The sequence below is a fragment of the Tateyamaria sp. genome (assembly GCF_039945315.1).
Classification (GTDB): domain Bacteria; phylum Pseudomonadota; class Alphaproteobacteria; order Rhodobacterales; family Rhodobacteraceae; genus Tateyamaria.
Genome location: NZ_JBDUXB010000063.1, coordinates 76,871 through 92,459 on the forward strand (window position 1 = coordinate 76,871; position 15,589 = coordinate 92,459).

General features: G+C 56.9%; 12 protein-coding genes. 9 read left to right on the forward strand and 3 right to left on the reverse strand.

The features are described 5' to 3' along the window. Positions 1-26 precede the first annotated feature (26 nt). The 6 genes from pip to infB all read left to right on the forward strand — a co-directional run bounded on the left by pip (position 27) and on the right by infB (position 7,237). Positions 27-998, forward strand: coding sequence for a prolyl aminopeptidase (gene pip, locus ABJD00_RS21615; protein WP_413849208.1), 972 nt, complete (start codon positions 27-29; stop codon positions 996-998). After that, positions 995-1,771: an ABC transporter substrate-binding protein gene (locus tag ABJD00_RS21620; RefSeq protein ID WP_413849210.1), complete on the forward strand. Its 777-nt coding sequence runs from the start codon at positions 995-997 to the stop codon at positions 1,769-1,771. The genes pip and ABJD00_RS21620 overlap by 4 nt, the downstream gene beginning before the upstream one ends. Positions 1,772-1,899: 128 nt before the next feature. Then, complete coding sequence (rimP, locus tag ABJD00_RS21625) at positions 1,900-2,487, forward strand: ribosome maturation factor RimP (RefSeq protein WP_108836952.1); 588 nt, start codon at positions 1,900-1,902, stop codon at positions 2,485-2,487. Next, the gene (gene nusA / locus ABJD00_RS21630; protein ID WP_413849212.1) at positions 2,487-4,106 is read left to right on the forward strand and encodes a transcription termination factor NusA; all 1,620 of its coding nucleotides are present in this window, start codon (positions 2,487-2,489) and stop codon (positions 4,104-4,106) included. Before rimP ends, nusA begins: the two co-directional genes overlap by 1 nt. Positions 4,107-4,128: 22 nt before the next feature. Beyond that, on the forward strand, positions 4,129-4,749 hold the full coding sequence (locus ABJD00_RS21635; RefSeq protein ID WP_413849214.1) for an RNA-binding protein: 621 nt from the start codon (positions 4,129-4,131) through the stop codon (positions 4,747-4,749). 7 nt (positions 4,750-4,756) lie between these two features. Then, positions 4,757-7,237: a translation initiation factor IF-2 gene (gene infB / locus ABJD00_RS21640; RefSeq protein ID WP_413859794.1), complete on the forward strand. Its 2,481-nt coding sequence runs from the start codon at positions 4,757-4,759 to the stop codon at positions 7,235-7,237. A gap of 323 nt (positions 7,238-7,560) precedes the next feature. Here the strand turns inward: infB and mutT are convergent, their stop codons facing one another. Genes mutT through ABJD00_RS21655 form a run of 3 tightly spaced genes read right to left on the reverse strand, consistent with a single transcriptional unit; the run spans position 7,561 to position 10,021 of the window. Next, positions 7,561-7,959, reverse strand: a complete 399-nt coding sequence (mutT, locus tag ABJD00_RS21645) for an 8-oxo-dGTP diphosphatase MutT (RefSeq protein ID WP_413849218.1) — start codon at positions 7,957-7,959, stop codon at positions 7,561-7,563. After that, entirely contained in the window at positions 7,956-9,182 is a 1,227-nt protein-coding gene (gene argJ, locus ABJD00_RS21650; protein WP_413849220.1) for a bifunctional glutamate N-acetyltransferase/amino-acid acetyltransferase ArgJ, read from the reverse strand. Before argJ ends, mutT begins: the two co-directional genes overlap by 4 nt. Positions 9,183-9,184: 2 nt before the next feature. After that, positions 9,185-10,021 (reverse strand): peptidylprolyl isomerase, encoded by an 837-nt coding sequence (locus tag ABJD00_RS21655; protein WP_413849222.1) that lies wholly within the window; start codon positions 10,019-10,021, stop codon positions 9,185-9,187. Positions 10,022-10,199: 178 nt separating this feature from the next. Here ABJD00_RS21655 and secA point away from each other — a divergent pair, with 178 nt between their 5' ends. From secA to ABJD00_RS21670, 3 genes are all read left to right on the forward strand, one after another. Further along, positions 10,200-12,899 carry a preprotein translocase subunit SecA gene (secA, locus tag ABJD00_RS21660; protein ID WP_413849224.1) on the forward strand — a complete coding sequence of 900 codons (2,700 nt, stop codon included), beginning with the start codon at positions 10,200-10,202 and terminating at the stop codon, positions 12,897-12,899. Between the two features lie 106 nt (positions 12,900-13,005). Continuing rightward, positions 13,006-14,013 carry a hypothetical protein gene (locus ABJD00_RS21665; RefSeq protein ID WP_413849226.1) on the forward strand — a complete coding sequence of 336 codons (1,008 nt, stop codon included), beginning with the start codon at positions 13,006-13,008 and terminating at the stop codon, positions 14,011-14,013. Between the two features lie 22 nt (positions 14,014-14,035). Beyond that, complete coding sequence (locus tag ABJD00_RS21670; protein WP_413849228.1) at positions 14,036-15,589, forward strand: phosphate ABC transporter substrate-binding/OmpA family protein; 1,554 nt, start codon at positions 14,036-14,038, stop codon at positions 15,587-15,589.

Sequence of the window (15,589 nt, forward strand, 5' to 3'; positions counted from 1 at the left end):
CGTCTAACGCCCTATGTAGGTCAGTAATGGACAAACACAGTGACCAAAAGCGCGCGGTGCAATATCTGTACCCGCCCATCGACCCCTACGACCAACAGATGTTGGACGTCGGACAGGGGCATCGCATCTATGTTGAGCAATGCGGTAACCCGTCTGGCATCCCCGTTGTGGTGCTGCATGGTGGCCCCGGCGGTGGGTGCAGCCCGACGATGCGTCGTTATTTTGACCCTGAACGCTACCGTGTGATTCTGTTTGATCAGCGCGGATGTGGACGTTCGCGCCCGCACGCTTCCGTGACCAACAACACGACTTGGCACTTGGTCGATGATATCGAGATGATCCGGCGGACGTTGGATATTGATGCGTGGATCGTTTTTGGCGGCAGCTGGGGTGCGACCTTGGCGCTGATCTATGCTCAATCCCATCCTGCGCGCGTGCGTAACATTGTCCTGCGCGGCGTGTTCCTCCTGACTCAGCGAGAGCTGGATTGGTTCTATGGCGGTGGTGCGGGCCGGTTCTGGCCCGAAGTTTGGAGTCGCTTTGAGACGCTCGTGCCCGAAGACGAGCGCGGCGATTTGATTGCCGCCTATCACCGCCGCCTCTTTTCAGGCGACATGGCGATAGAGACGCGGTTTGCCCGTGCGTGGTCGTCTTGGGAAAATGCGCTTGCTTCGATCCATTCGACCGGGTCCGGTGGAGAGGCTCCGGGTGACTATGCCCGCGCCTTTGCTCGACTTGAGAATCACTATTTCACCAATGCAGGCTTTTTGGAATTTGATGGCCAAATTCTCGCCCATGCGGGCCGGATCAAGCATATTCCAGGTACAATCGTGCAGGGCCGTTATGACATGATCTGCCCGCCCGAAAGCGCCTATGCGCTGGCCAAAGCATGGCCCAATGCAGATCTCAAGATGATCCGAAATGCCGGGCATGCCTTGTCTGAGCCGGGAATTTCGGCTGAACTGGTGCGCACCATGGACAGGATTGCAGGGAAATGACCCGAATTGACCGCCGCGCACTTTTTACTTCTGGCGCCGCAGCCGCGTTGCTGGCGGCGACAGGTGTGTCGGCGCAACCGCAGCGTGGTGGGCGTTTGCGGGCGGCACTGTCCATGCCGTTGTTTGATCAGGCAGTTGCAGCAACCGTGTTCGACAACCTGACAGAAGTGGCCGCTGACGGCACCTTGCGCGGAGACCTCGCGACCAATTGGTCATCTGATGCACATGCGATTCGCTGGCGTTTCAACTTGCGCGACGATGTCACGTTTCACGACGGTGAAGTATTTAGCGCGGAACGTCTGCGGTCGCTGCCCATGACGGTTGAGGTGATTGACCCCGTGACAGCAATTATCGTTCTGAACACACCCAATCCGAACCTCCCTTACCTTCTTGCGCATCCCGGATACGAGATCAGGTCTGAAACTGGCGCAGGCACTGGCCTTTATGCAGTGCAAAAACTGGAGCCGGGCCGCCATTTCATCGGTTCGCGTGTAGCGAACCATTGGAAAAAGCAGGCGGGTTGGTTTGATAGCGTCGAATTTGTGCAGTTCAGCGCAGATGCGGTCCGTTCCGAGGCGCTGCGCGATGGGATGGTCGATATCGCGGATATCGTGGCCCTCGACCCCTTGTCCGACCCGCGTGATTTCCAAACCTTGCCCGGTGGCCCGTCGCCGACACACATTGCAGCCACGTCTGTCGCGGTGCCGTTGTCTGTTGGCAAATCCTGGCCACTCGACAATCTGCGCATGGCTGAACGGTGGTGGATGGCCTGAGAGGCCTTGCAGACTCATCCGGACGTGCGTATATGCCCTTCAACAGCGGCGCGCTGGGGTCCAAACCCGACGCTCCACCGAGAACCATCAACGGGCCGCGCGCCCGTTTTTTTGTGCCTGAAAGATCCATGAACAACGACTTGATCGCCAAAGCTGCCATCGACCGTCGCCTGGCCGAGATCATCACCCCGGTGATCGAAGATCTGGGCTATGAACTGGTGCGCGTTCGTCTGATGAGCGGCAAAGAAACCACGCTCCAGATCATGGCTGACAAGCCTGAAGGTGGAATTGAAGTCGATGATTGCAGTGCTATCTCGACAGCGGTCAGTGCAACACTGGATGTCGAAGACCCGATTTTGGACGCGTATACGCTCGAAGTGAGCAGCCCGGGCATTGACCGCCCGCTGACGCGCCTCAAGGACTTCGACATGTTCGAAGGGTACGATGCCAAGCTGGAAACTGATGAGCTGATCGACGGGCGCCGCCGATTTAAGGGCATATTAGCAGGCGTTGAAGACGACGAAGTGCTAATCAACGTTGCCGAAGGCACGATTGGTCTGAAGTTCGACTGGCTGAGCGATGCCAAGCTTGTTCTGACGGACGAGCTGATCAAGGAAATGTTGCGCCAGCGCAAAGCTGCGGGCGTGATCAAAGAAACTGAATTTGACGAAATATCAGAAGACGAAACGACCGAAGAGTCTGAGGAGAACACCTGATGGCCATTACATCTGCAAACCAGCTTGAGCTGTTGCAAACTGCCGAGGCGGTTGCCCGCGAAAAGATGATCGACCCTGTGCTGGTCATCGAGGCGATGGAAGAATCGCTCGCCCGTGCGGCGAAGTCGCGTTACGGCGCGGAAATGGACATCCGTGTCAGCATCGATCGCAAGACAGGCCGCGCCACCTTTACCCGTGTGCGCACTGTGGTCGAAGACGAATTGCTGGAAAATTATCAGGCCGAGTTCACCGTTGAGCAGGCCAAGCAATATATGGAAGCCCCCGAGGTTGGTCAGCAGCTGATCGAAGAGGTCCCTCCTGTCGAGATGGGCCGGATTGCGGCACAATCTGCCAAGCAGGTCATCTTGCAAAAAGTGCGCGAAGCTGAACGGGATCGCCAGTTCGAAGAGTTCAAAGACCGCGCAGGCACCATCATCAACGCTTTGGTCAAGCGCGAAGAGTACGGCAACGTCATCGTCGATGTGGGCGCGGGCGAAGCGATCCTGCGCCGCAACGAAAAGATTGGCCGCGAATCGTATCGCCCGAACGACCGCATCCGCTGCTACATCAAAGATGTGCGCCGCGAGCAGCGTGGGCCCCAGATTTTTCTGAGCCGCACAGCCCCTGAGTTCATGGCCGAGCTGTTCAAGATGGAAGTGCCCGAAATCTATGACGGCATCATCGAGATCAAGGCCGTTGCCCGTGACCCCGGATCGCGCGCCAAGATCGCCGTGATTTCCTATGATGGATCAATCGACCCGGTTGGGGCCTGTGTTGGTATGCGTGGTTCGCGCGTGCAGGCCGTTGTGAACGAGTTGCAGGGTGAAAAGATCGACATCATTCCATGGAATGAAGATCAGCCGACTTTCCTTGTGAACGCGTTGCAGCCTGCTGAAGTGAGCAAAGTGGTTCTGGACGAAGAGGCGGGCAAGATCGAAGTGGTCGTACCCGAAGAACAACTGTCCCTCGCCATTGGTCGCCGCGGTCAGAACGTGCGTCTGGCTAGCCAGTTGACCGGTCTGGACATCGACATCATGACCGAAGCGGACGAATCAGCGCGCCGTCAGGCCGAATTCGAATCCCGCACCAAGCTGTTCATGGACAATCTAGACCTCGATGAATTCTTTGCTCAGCTGCTGGTGTCCGAAGGGTTCACCAACCTCGAAGAGGTGGCTTACGTCGAAGTGGACGAACTGCTGGTCATTGATGGTGTGGACGAAGACACCGCTGCCGAATTGCAGGCCCGTGCCCGCGATGTGCTTGAGGCCGCAGCCAAAGCGGCACTGGAAAGCGCACGCGCCTTGGGTGCCGAAGACAGCCTTATTGATTTTGACGGGCTCACACCCCAAATGATTGAGGCGTTGGCCAAAGACGACGTGAAAACCCTAGAAGACTTTGCAACATGCGCAGACTGGGAACTGGCCGGGGGCTGGACGACCGTTGATGGCGAACGCCATAAAGATGATGGCGTATTGGAGCCCTTTGAGGTGTCACTGGAAGAAGCGCAGCATCTGGTCATGACAGCGCGCATTATGTTGGGCTGGGTCGATCCGACCGAATTGGAAGCTGATGAAGAAGAACAAGAAGACGCTGACCTGACCGAGGAGACCGAGGCCTGATCTCAGGCCTCGGGGCAACCTCATGGGACGCGGTGGCGCCTCAAAAGATCGCGGCGACGGTGCCGAGCGTAAGTGCATCGCGACAGGAGAGGTCCAGCCGAAACATGGGCTGATCCGCTTTGTCGTGGGACCGGATACGCAAATCGTACCGGATATCGCTGGTAAGTTGCCTGGTCGTGGTATTTATATTGCGGCCGATCGCGAAGCGCTCGACAAGGCAGTGGCCAAAAAGCTGTTTGCGCGGGGGGCCAAGATGCCTGTGCAGGCACCTGATGGTCTGGTGGCCGAGGTCGAACGACAACTGGCGCGACGCGTTGTCGACCTGATCGCGTTGTCTCGCAAGTCGGGTAAGGCGGTGGCTGGATACGAAAAAGTCAAAACCTGGCTTCAAAATGAAGAAGCTCAGGTGTTGATACAGGCGGTCGATGGGTCTGGACGTGGCAAGTCCAAACTCAGCACACCGCATTACGGCAGTTACATCGGCTGGTTAACAGCAGATGAGTTGGGTTTGGCCTTTGGCCGCCAAACTGTGATACACGGCGCGCTCGCCTCTGGTGGACTCACGCAACGTGTTGTAGAGGAAGCCAACCGTTTACGCGGTGTGCGCGAAAATGACGGCGGCAACGGTCGCCGGGAAGGATAGACGAGCTTTGAGCGATACAGACGGGAAAAAGACTTTGGGTCTGCGCAGCGGCGCGCGTCCGGGCAATGTGAAACAGAGTTTCAGCCACGGACGGACCAAGAATGTCGTCGTCGAGACCAAGCGCAAGCGGGTCGTCGTACCCAAACCGGGTGCGGCCAAGCCTGCTGGCGGTGCTGCTGCGTCCGGAGGTGACCCAAGCCGTCGCCCCGCAGGCATCACCGATGCCGAGATGGAACGCCGTATGAAGGCGTTGCAGGCGGCCAAGTCGCGCGAGGCCGATGAGGCTGCTGAGCGTGAGGCTGCCGAGAAGGCGCGCGAAGCGGAACGCGAACGCCGCCGGGCCGAGGTTGAGGCCAAGGAACGCGAAGAAAAAGAGCGTGAGGAAAGCCTTAAGGCAAAGGCCGAGGAAGAAGAAAACAAAAGACGCGAAGCGGAAGCGGCGGCTCAGGCTGCAGCTAACCCAGCACCTGCGGATACCCAACAACCCGCGCGGGCTGCGCCAAATCGCGGCGGACCACCACCTGCAGCCACACCGCGCAAAAATGAACGTGATCAGCAGCAACGTCCAAAAGGGCGTGGCGAAGACAATCGCCGCTCTGGTAAACTGACATTGTCAGAAGCCACGGGTGGCGGCGCAGGCCGTCACCGGTCGATGGCTGCTATGAAACGCAAGCAAGAGAGTGCTCGTCAAAAGGCGATGGGCGGTACGGTTGAGCGTGAAAAGGTCATGCGCACCGTTGCCCTGCCAGAAGCTATTGTGGTTTCCGAATTGGCCAACCGCATGAGTGAGCGTGTCGGTGATGTGGTCAAATCGCTGATGCAAATGGGCATGATGGTCACGCAGAACCAGACGATTGATGCTGATACTGCGGAACTGATCATCGAAGAGTTTGGCCACACTGTGCAACGTGTGTCTGACGCCGATGTTGAGGATGTCATCAAAGAGATTGAGGACAACGAAGAGGACCTTATCCCGCGTCCACCGGTCATCACCATCATGGGCCACGTGGACCACGGCAAAACGTCTCTTCTCGACGCTATCCGTGACGCCAAGGTTGTCGCGGGCGAAGCGGGCGGAATCACTCAGCACATTGGTGCCTATCAGGTGAAAACCGATGGTGGCACCATGCTCAGCTTCCTTGATACACCCGGCCACGCGGCGTTTACGTCGATGCGCTCGCGGGGTGCACAGGTCACAGACATTGTGGTTCTGGTTGTTGCGGCCGACGATGCGGTGATGCCGCAGACGATCGAAGCGATTGCGCATGCCAAGGCTGCCGAAGTGCCGATGATCGTTGCCATCAACAAGATCGATAAACCTGCCGCCAACCCGGACAAGGTGCGTACCGATCTGTTGCAGCACGAAGTGATCGTCGAAAAAATGTCTGGCGAAGTGCAGGACGTCGAGGTGTCTGCCATTTCTGGTCAGGGTCTGGACGAGTTGCTCGAGGCGATTGCTCTGCAATCCGAGCTGCTTGAGCTGAAGGCGAACCCGGATCGGGCGGCCCAAGGTGCAGTGATCGAAGCGCAGTTGGATGTGGGCCGTGGCCCCGTTGCCACTGTTCTGATCCAGAACGGTACGCTGCGTCAGGGCGACATCTTTGTTGTGGGTGAGCAGTACGGTAAAGTCCGTGCGCTGATCAACGACAAGGGCGAGCGTGTAAAAGAAGCGGGCCCATCGGTGCCGGTCGAGGTCCTTGGCCTCAACGGGACACCCGAAGCGGGCGATGTTCTAAACGTGACAGAGACCGAGGCGCAGGCCCGCGAGATTGCGGAATATCGTGCCAACGCGGCCAAGGACAAACGTGCGGCTGCTGGTGCGGCGACGACCCTTGAGCAGCTTATGGCGAATGCCAAGGCCGACGAGGATGTCAGCGAACTGCCCATTCTGGTCAAGGCCGACGTGCAAGGGTCTGCTGAAGCAATCGTTCAGGCGATGGAGAAGATCGGCAACGAAGAGGTGCGCGTACGCGTGCTACATTCGGGCGTCGGCGCCATCACAGAAACGGATGTGGGTCTGGCTGAAGCGTCTGGTGCGCCGATTATGGGCTTTAACGTCCGTGCAAATGCGTCTGCGCGGAACACAGCCAACCAGAAGGGTGTCGAGATCCGGTATTATTCGGTGATCTATGACCTTGTTGACGATGTGAAAGCGGCGGCATCTGGTCTGCTCAGCAACGAGATCCGCGAGACCTTTATCGGCTATGCGGAGATCAAAGAGGTGTTCAAAGTATCCAACGTTGGCAAAGTCGCGGGCTGTCTGGTCACCGAAGGTGTGGCGCGTCGCAGCGCTGGTGTGCGTTTGCTGCGTGACAACGTCGTGATCCACGAAGGCACTCTAAAAACACTGAAACGCTTCAAGGATGAGGTTGCCGAGGTGCAGTCTGGTCAGGAGTGTGGGATGGCGTTCGAGAATTACGAGGATATCCGGCCTAAGGATGTCATCGAAATCTTTGAGCGCGAAGAGATCTCGCGTTCGCTCGACTAAGACATTCGGGTAACACAAAAATAAAAGGGGACAGTGAGCACTGTCCCCTTTTATTTGGTCGTCTGTTTGTCAGGCGGCCTGAGAAATCGGTTTTCCAGAGTAATTCGTCCCACCCACCCGAACGGTCATACGACCGTCTGGCAAGGTTTTGACATATATTCCTTGTACCAATATCGCAGTACCCATTGCGATAGTTCTCATCATTGTTCTTCCTCCCCAAGAAAAACGTGTTCACAGTTTGCACAATTTTAAGGTGAACTGTCATCAACAATTTCACAAAAATGACACTTTTTGTGCAATATGAGAAAAATATCGCTCATCGGTCAGAGCCAATCCCGCAATATCGGGATCAAAGGGACGTCGGCAGCCGGCATTGGATAGGACTTTAGGTCATGTGGCTTGACCCATTTCAAGGCTTGCCCTTCTTTTGACTGCGGCGTGCCTTCCCATTTGCGGCAGGCGAACAGCGGCATCAACAGGTGGAAGGCGTCATAGCTGTGGCTGGCGAATGTCAGCGGGGCGAGGCAAGACTGCCAGGTGTTGATGCCCAACTCTTCTTCCAGCTCGCGGATCAGAGCGACTTCGGGCGTCTCGCCGTGTTCGATCTTGCCGCCGGGAAACTCCCAAAGACCTGCCATTGACTTGCCTTTGGGTCGTTGTGCCAAAAGAACGCGACCGTCAGCGTCGATCAGCGCGACGGCAGAGACGAGAACGACCTTCACGAACGATAGTCCGCATTAATCTCGATATAACCGTGAGTCAGATCACAGGTCCAAATGGTTGCAGAACCTATACCAATCCCACAGTCCACACGGATCCGAATGTGATCGGATTTCATATGCTCGGCTGCATCGGCTTCGACATAGTCTGGGCTGACCCATCCGTTTTCTGCGACCAGTACATCGCCAAACCAAATCGACAGTTTATCCCGATCCGCAGCTGCGCCAGACTTTCCTACGGCCATGACGACACGACCCCAGTTGGGATCCTCGCCTGCTATGGCAGTTTTTACGAGCGGCGAATTGGCGATGGACAGACCGTGGATACGAGCACTTTCTTCATCCGCGGCGCCTGTAACAGTGACTTCGACAAACTTTGTTGCACCCTCGCCGTCCTGCACAACCTGATGGGCCAGATCCAGCATGACGCCGTGCAAAGTGGCTTCAAATTTAGGGTCAAGGCTTGCGTCAACGCCGCTGGCCCCGGTTGCTGCGACCATAAGGCTGTCTGAGGTGGACGTGTCGCTGTCTACAGTGATGCAGTTGAAGGTGGCATTGCAGCACCGGGTTGTGATGGCCTGCAACGCTGCTTGGTCGACCTGTGCGTCTGTAAAGACATAGACGAGCATTGTCGCCATGTCCGGCGCGATCATGCCACTGCCTTTTGCGATGCCTGCGATATTCACCGTCTTGCCGCCGATCAGACAGCTCGCTGACGACCCCTTTGGATATGTGTCAGTCGTCATGATCGCACTGGCTGCGTCGGAAATGGCGTCAGGCGATAACGTCTGGCGCAACTCGGTCAGCTTCGAAGTGATCCGCTCAAACGGAAGTGGTTCGCCGATCACACCGGTCGAGGCGGTGAAAACACGGGATGCAGGAACGCCAGTTGCCGCGGACGTGGCCGCTACGATGGCATCGGTTGCGGCCTGACCATTACGCCCGGTGAACGCATTCGAATTGCCTGAATTCACAAGAATGGCTGCCCCGGCGTCAGACGCCCCACCCAATTTTGCCTGGCAGTCCAGAACCGGAGCTGATCGGGTCGCTGATCGGGTGAATGTGCCGGCGATGATCGTTCCCGGCACGCATTGCGCCAGCATTACGTCGGTACGCCCGGTATACTTTACACCAGCCGCAACGGAGGAAAACGACACCCCGTCGATAACCGGCAGCGCTGGAAACGCCGCCGGTGCCAATGGGGATACCTTGCCTGTGTCGGCCATTCTTATTTAACCAGTGTAAGGTCTTTGATGATTGCCGGATCGACGCCTTCGGCGCCGGTCTGATCAATCTCGGCCCCGGCTGTCAGCACTTCGATCCGGGCTTCAAGCGCACTGGAGCGCAGGTCTTCTTCGAGTTCGGAACGGATGTCTTCGAGCGTTGGGCGTTCCTGCACACGGGTTTCATTCAGGATGATTACGTGCCAGCCAAACTGTGTCTGAACGGGGGCGGATACTTCGCCGACTTCAAGGGCAATCACCGCAGCCTCAAAGCTCGGGACCATGGCGCCGGTTCCAAACCAGCCGAGTTGTCCACCATTGGGACCGGACGGACCGGTCGATTTTTCGCGAGCAACAGCAGCAAATTCGGCGCCGCCTTCGATTTCTTCTTTTACGGCCAATGCTGCTTCTTCCGTCTCAACCAGAATGTGAGAGGCGTTGTATTCCTGGGCAGCTTCCGCGTCCTCAAACCGGGCTTCATACGCGTCCTGAAGTGCGGTGTCCGTCAAAGCAACTGCAAACAGTTTCTCAAGCGCTTCGCCTGCAGTCAAAGAGCGTGTTTCGTTTTCGAGCGAAAGTTGCGCGCGCTTGGGCAGGTCACTGTCAAAGGACTGCGCCAACAGGGTCTGTTGCACCAATTGTCCCAGGATGCCGTTGAACAGAACCTCGTCCGGCAACTCTTGAAATTGTTGTGGCAGCGTGGCGCGCGCCACGATCATGTGCCCGACGGTGATTTCCGTCCCGTTTACCGTTGCCACGACCTGGTCAGCGTCTTGTGCGGCGGCAGGCAACGCCATGGCCATGACAAGGCACAGAGCGGGCAAAGAAAGAAGGTGTTTCATGAATGTTAAGTCCTTGGGCTGGGCACGCGGAGGGCGCGTGCATTGACACGGTTTGGCGTGACCCTTACATCGCCCTATGGACGCGGCTGGGACCGCTTTTGCCTGACCGTTTCTATGGGCTTGGCACGCGCCCGGCAAGCAGTTGCTGATGAACATGAATTGATCGCCTGGAGAACGCATGCTCGGTTTCAAAACCCTCACAAAGAAGGTGTTTGGCACGCCAAACGACCGCAAGGTTAAGGCGACGCGACCACTGGTCGAGCAGATCAATGCGTTAGAGGCTGAGGCCAAGGCACGAACCGACGAAGGCCTTAAGGACAAGACCGAAGAGCTGGCCAAACGAGCTATGGGTGGCGAGAGTCTTGATGACCTGCTGCCAGAAGCCTTTGCCAATTGTCGCGAAGCAGCGTTGCGCACTTTGGGCCTTCGCGCCTATGACACCCAATTGTTGGGGGCGATTTTCCTGCATCAGGGCAACATTGCTGAGCAAAAAACAGGTGAAGGCAAAACTCTGACGGCGACGTTTGCCTGTTATCTTAACGCGCTGACCGGCAAAGGTGTGCATGTGGTCACGGTCAACGAGTACCTCGTGCAGCGGGATGCGGAATGGATGGGCAAGGTGTTTGCCGCCCTTGGGATGACCACCGGAGTTGCCATCAACGGAATTGGTGAAGAGAACAAGCGCGCGGCCTATGCATGCGACGTGACCTATGCCACCAACAATGAGTTGGGCTTTGACTATCTGCGCGACAACATGAAGCCGTCCATCGACCAGATGGTCCAACGCGGCCACAACTTTGCCGTGGTGGATGAGGTCGACAGTATCCTGATCGATGAAGCACGGACGCCTTTGATCATTTCCGGTCCGCTTCAAGACCGTTCTGAAATGTATGTGACCATCGACGCGATCATCCCGTTGATTGAAGAAGCGCATTTTGAGCTGGATGAAAAGCAGCGCAGTGTGACCTTTACTGACGAGGGCAACGAGTTCCTTGAAGAGAAATTGCGTTCCCAAGGCCTGATCGAAGAAAACGCCTCGCTTTATGATCCTGAAAGTACATCCATCGTGCACCACGTCAATCAGGGTCTGCGCGCGCACAAACTGTTCCGCAAGGACAAGGATTACATCGTTCGGAATGGCGAAGTTGTTCTGATTGACGAATTTACGGGACGCATGATGACCGGCCGCCGCTTGTCTGAAGGTTTGCATCAGGCGATCGAAGCTAAGGAAAACGTGCAGATCCAGCCAGAGAACCAGACGTTGGCATCTGTGACCTTCCAGAACTATTTCCGTCTTTATGACAAGCTGGCCGGGATGACCGGGACGGCGGCGACCGAGGCCGAAGAATTCCGCGAAATTTATGGGCTGGGTGTGGTCGAAGTGCCTACGAACAAACCCATCACAAGAGTGGACGAGGATGATCAGGTCTATCGGACTGCTGCTGAAAAATACAAAGCGATGATCGAAGAGATTAAGATTGCGCACAACAAGGGCCAGCCTGCACTGGTTGGCACAACGTCCATCGACAAGTCTGAAATGTTCTCCAAGCTTCTGGAAGCCGAGGGTATCCCGCACAACGTCCTCAACGCGCGTCAGCACGAACAAGAGGCGCAGATCATCGCAGACGCTGGCAAGCTGGGGGCAGTGACCATCGCCACCAACATGGCTGGACGTGGTACAGACATTCAGCTGGGCGGCAACGTCGAGATGGAGGTGCTGGAAGCGATCACAGCTGACCCCGAGGCCGACCCGGCCGAGGTGCGCGCGCGGATCGAATCCGAACATCTGGAAGAGAACAAAAAGGTTCTGGAAGCGGGTGGATTATTCGTCCTCGCTTCTGAACGGCACGAAAGCCGTCGCATCGACAACCAGTTGCGCGGGCGCTCGGGCCGGCAAGGGGATGCGGGCCGTACGTCCTTTTACCTCAGCCTCGAAGACGACCTGATGCGTATCTTTGGTTCGGGTCGCCTGGACAAGGTGCTCAAAACGCTCGGCCTAGAAGAGGGTGAGGCCATCGTCCACCCATGGGTGAACAAATCGCTGGAACGTGCACAGGCGAAAGTCGAAGGTCGCAACTTTGACATCCGCAAGCAGCTTTTGAAATTCGACGATGTGATGAACGAACAGCGCAAGGTAATCTTCACCCAGCGCCGGGACATCATGGAAGCAGAGGACCTTTCGGAAATCACTGCGGATATGCGCGATCAGGTGGTAGACGATCTTATCGATCAGTTCCTGCCGCCAAACAGCTACGCGGATCAGTGGGACACCGAAGGACTGCACGCTGCCGTTCTGGAACATCTTGGCCTAGATGCCCCTGTGGTGGCGTGGGGCGAGGAAGAAGGCGTAGATGATGAACAGATGCGCGACCGCCTGATTGAGGCGAGCGATGCGCTGATGGCACAAAAAACCGAAGCCTTTGGCCCGGAAAACATGCGCAGCATTGAAAAGCAGCTCTTGCTGCAGGCGATCGACGGTAAGTGGCGTGAGCACCTGTTGACGCTGGAACATCTGCGATCTGTTGTTGGCTTCCGCAGCTACGCGCAGCGCGATCCGCTGAATGAATACAAGAACGAAGCGTTCCAGCTTTTTGAATCCATGCTGGATAGTCTACGCAACGAAGTGACGCAGAAATTGTCTATGATTCGCCCTATGACGGATGAAGAACGTGAACAAATGTTGGCCGACATTGCGGCACAACAGCAGGCAGCGACCCAGATGGCAGAACAGGACGAACTTCCAGCGCCAACTGCTGAAGCGGTCGAAAAGGGATTTGATGAAAACGACCAGTCTACATGGGGAAATCCGGGCCGAAATGAGCCCTGCCCCTGTGGGTCTGGGAAGAAGTTCAAGCATTGTCACGGCCGCCTGATTTAAGCCGTCTGCCCCATTCCTGCCCCAAAGACTCCCTTTGGCGGTCATAACCCAGCCCCTTTGACATGCGATTCCCTCATTTAGGGAAGTCCGGGAAGGGACGTGGGAAATGAAACATATTAAGGAAGTGCTGACAGCTGTAGGGACCTTGGGTATCGCTGTCGGAATTGGTTTCGTAATGCAAAGCAGCGAAACCGCAAAACAACGGTACGGAGCGCAAGCCCGGCCGATTTTGCAAGAACCCAGCGACGTCACGGCCGTGCCACTGACCACCGCCGCAAGCGCTGATATTCTTCTTCAAGTACAAGACATTGAACTGACCTCGGCCAGTGAAATGCCAGAGGTTGCTGTCCCGCAAACCGATGAAGAGGTAAAGCTTGCTGCGGTCACACTGGATGACCTGCCACCTGCACCAGAGTTACTTGCCGAAGAGCCGACTTGCGAGATTTCGGCACAAGCCGTGACTGCACCCGGCGCAATGGTCACGTTGACGCTTAATGCGTCTTGCGCGCCAAACGAGCGACTGACCGTGCACCACAACGGGATCATGTTCACTGAGGCAACTGACGAAAGTGGTGGCGCGACATTTACTGTACCTGCCCTTTCTCAGGACGCGGTTTTTATCATGGCGTTTTCCAACGGTGACGGGGCTGTTGCACAAGCCAAAGTTGCCGACATCGCAAACTACGACCGCGTCGTACTGCAATGGCGCGGCGACGCCGGGTTTGAATTGCACGCCCGTGAGTTCGGGGCTGACTACGGCGACAACGGGCACCAGTGGTCTGGTCGCAAACCAAATGTAGAAGGTTTTGCCGCGGGTACCAATGGTATGATCACCCGATTGGGCGATACATTGTCGCCCGAGCCATTGATGGCCGAGGTCTACACATTTGCCCGTGCGATGACGACGCAACCCGGTGTGATCGACATGAGTGTCGAGACTGAAGTTACCATCAACAATTGCGGCCGTGAGATCGAGGCGCAGACGCTCGAGATTGGACCTGAAGGCACGCTAAAAACCCGCAACCTCACCCTGTCCGTTCCGGATTGTGACGCGGTTGGTAGTTTTCTGGTGTTGAACAATCTTGTCTCAGACCTGAAAGTCGCCAGCAACTGACCGTTGCGACAAAGGGCACTTTATGGCTTGGGCACGTGCGGCGATCTTCGCCGCACTTTCTTTTTGGGGCACTGCGCTTGTTGCGCAGGATGTAACACTCACGTCGCCTGATGGGGCCGTTGAACTCAGCGGGACCTTGCTGGGTTTTGACGGAGAGTTTTATCGGATCGAAACTGTCTATGGTGAATTGACGGTCGATGGGTCTGGCGTTCTGTGTGAGGGCCCTGCATGCCCGAACCTGCAAGACTTCGTAGCCGAAGTGTTTATCTCGGGTTCCTCCACCATGGGGGCAGTTCTGATGCCCGCACTGATCGAAGGGTTTGCGTTACGCAGCGACTACATCGTGCGCAGCGAACCGCTGGAGCCCTTTGGTTTCACGTATACTTTGGTCGATGCTGACACAGAGAAACCCGTTGCGCGGTTTTACGTCCAAGCATCGACCACGGATGAAGGGTTTGCCGATCTGTTGGCCAATGACGCGGACATCGTGATGGCCCTGCGCGAAATTCGACCCGAAGAACGCGCCCGTGCCCGCGAAGCAGGAATGGGTGACATGACGGATGCAAATCGCAGCCGCGTTTTGGCGTTGGATGCGATGGTGCCGATCGTTGCTCCCTCCAATCCCGTAGATCAGATTTCGCCACAAGCATTGGCAGAGGTGTTTGCAGGGCTGATCACCAATTGGGCAGAGTTGGGTGGAGCGGACGCACCTATTTCCCTGCACTTGCCAGGTGCGCGGACCGGTTTGGGTCAGTCAGTTGAAGACAAAGTGATGGGGCCGATTGATCTGCCATTTGCCGAAGGGATCATCCGTCACGATCTGGCGGGTGACGTGGTTGATGCGGTGCTGTCGGATCCGTTCGCGATCGGGATCGCCAGCTATGCGGAAACTGGCGACGGGCGTGCGTTGACGCTAACCGGTGATTGTGGGTTTTCGCTGTCTGCGCAGCGCGGCACGATCAAGACCGAGGATTATCCGCTGACGGCACCCATGTTCCTTTACATCCCTGCGCGACGTTTACCCAAAGTCGCGCGCGAACTGTTGGCCTACATGCGCGGCGCGTCTTCTCAGATTGTGATCCGTCGGGCCGGGTTTGTGGATCAGGCGCCTGAGGAAGTGTCGATAAACGACCAAGGCTACCGCTTTGCAAATGCGGTGACCTCTGCTGGGCCCGAAGTGTCGCTGGAAGAGTTGCAGCGAATGACCCGGACGCTGTACGGTATGGCCCGGCTGACCACGTCGTTCCGGTTCGAGGCGGGATCGGCGAGATTGGATGCGCAATCACGCTCTAACGTGCAGCAATTGGCCCGCGCCTTGGAGCAGGGCACTTATGATGCGCGCCAGATGTTGCTGGTGGGGTTCAGTGATGGAGACGGACCTGCAACAGCCAACCGCAACATTGCCCTGCGCCGGGCCGAGGCGGTGCGCCGTGCGGTCATGGCCGCTGCCGAGACGGCAAATTTTGAGCGAATTCAATTGGATGTGGATGCGTTTGGTGAGGCGCTGCCGATGGCATGTGATGATAGTGCATGGGGGCGTCAGGCGAACCGGCGGGTCGAGGTTTGGGTGCGCTAG

Excerpts from the sequence above, each read along its gene's own strand:
- rimP (WP_108836952.1), top strand. The coding sequence starts at position 1,900 with ATGAACAACGACTTGATCGCCAAAGCTGCCATCGACCGTCGCCTGGCC.
- ABJD00_RS21655 (WP_413849222.1), bottom strand. The coding sequence starts at position 10,021 with ATGAAACACCTTCTTTCTTTGCCCGCTCTGTGCCTTGTCATGGCCATG.
- secA (WP_413849224.1), top strand. The coding sequence starts at position 10,200 with ATGCTCGGTTTCAAAACCCTCACAAAGAAGGTGTTTGGCACGCCAAAC.
- pip (WP_413849208.1), top strand. The coding sequence starts at position 27 with ATGGACAAACACAGTGACCAAAAGCGCGCGGTGCAATATCTGTACCCG.
- ABJD00_RS21635 (WP_413849214.1), top strand. The coding sequence starts at position 4,129 with ATGGGACGCGGTGGCGCCTCAAAAGATCGCGGCGACGGTGCCGAGCGT.
- ABJD00_RS21665 (WP_413849226.1), top strand. The coding sequence starts at position 13,006 with ATGAAACATATTAAGGAAGTGCTGACAGCTGTAGGGACCTTGGGTATC.
- argJ (WP_413849220.1), bottom strand. The coding sequence starts at position 9,182 with ATGGCCGACACAGGCAAGGTATCCCCATTGGCACCGGCGGCGTTTCCA.
- ABJD00_RS21670 (WP_413849228.1), top strand. The coding sequence starts at position 14,036 with ATGGCTTGGGCACGTGCGGCGATCTTCGCCGCACTTTCTTTTTGGGGC.
- nusA (WP_413849212.1), top strand. The coding sequence starts at position 2,487 with ATGGCCATTACATCTGCAAACCAGCTTGAGCTGTTGCAAACTGCCGAG.
- ABJD00_RS21620 (WP_413849210.1), top strand. The coding sequence starts at position 995 with ATGACCCGAATTGACCGCCGCGCACTTTTTACTTCTGGCGCCGCAGCC.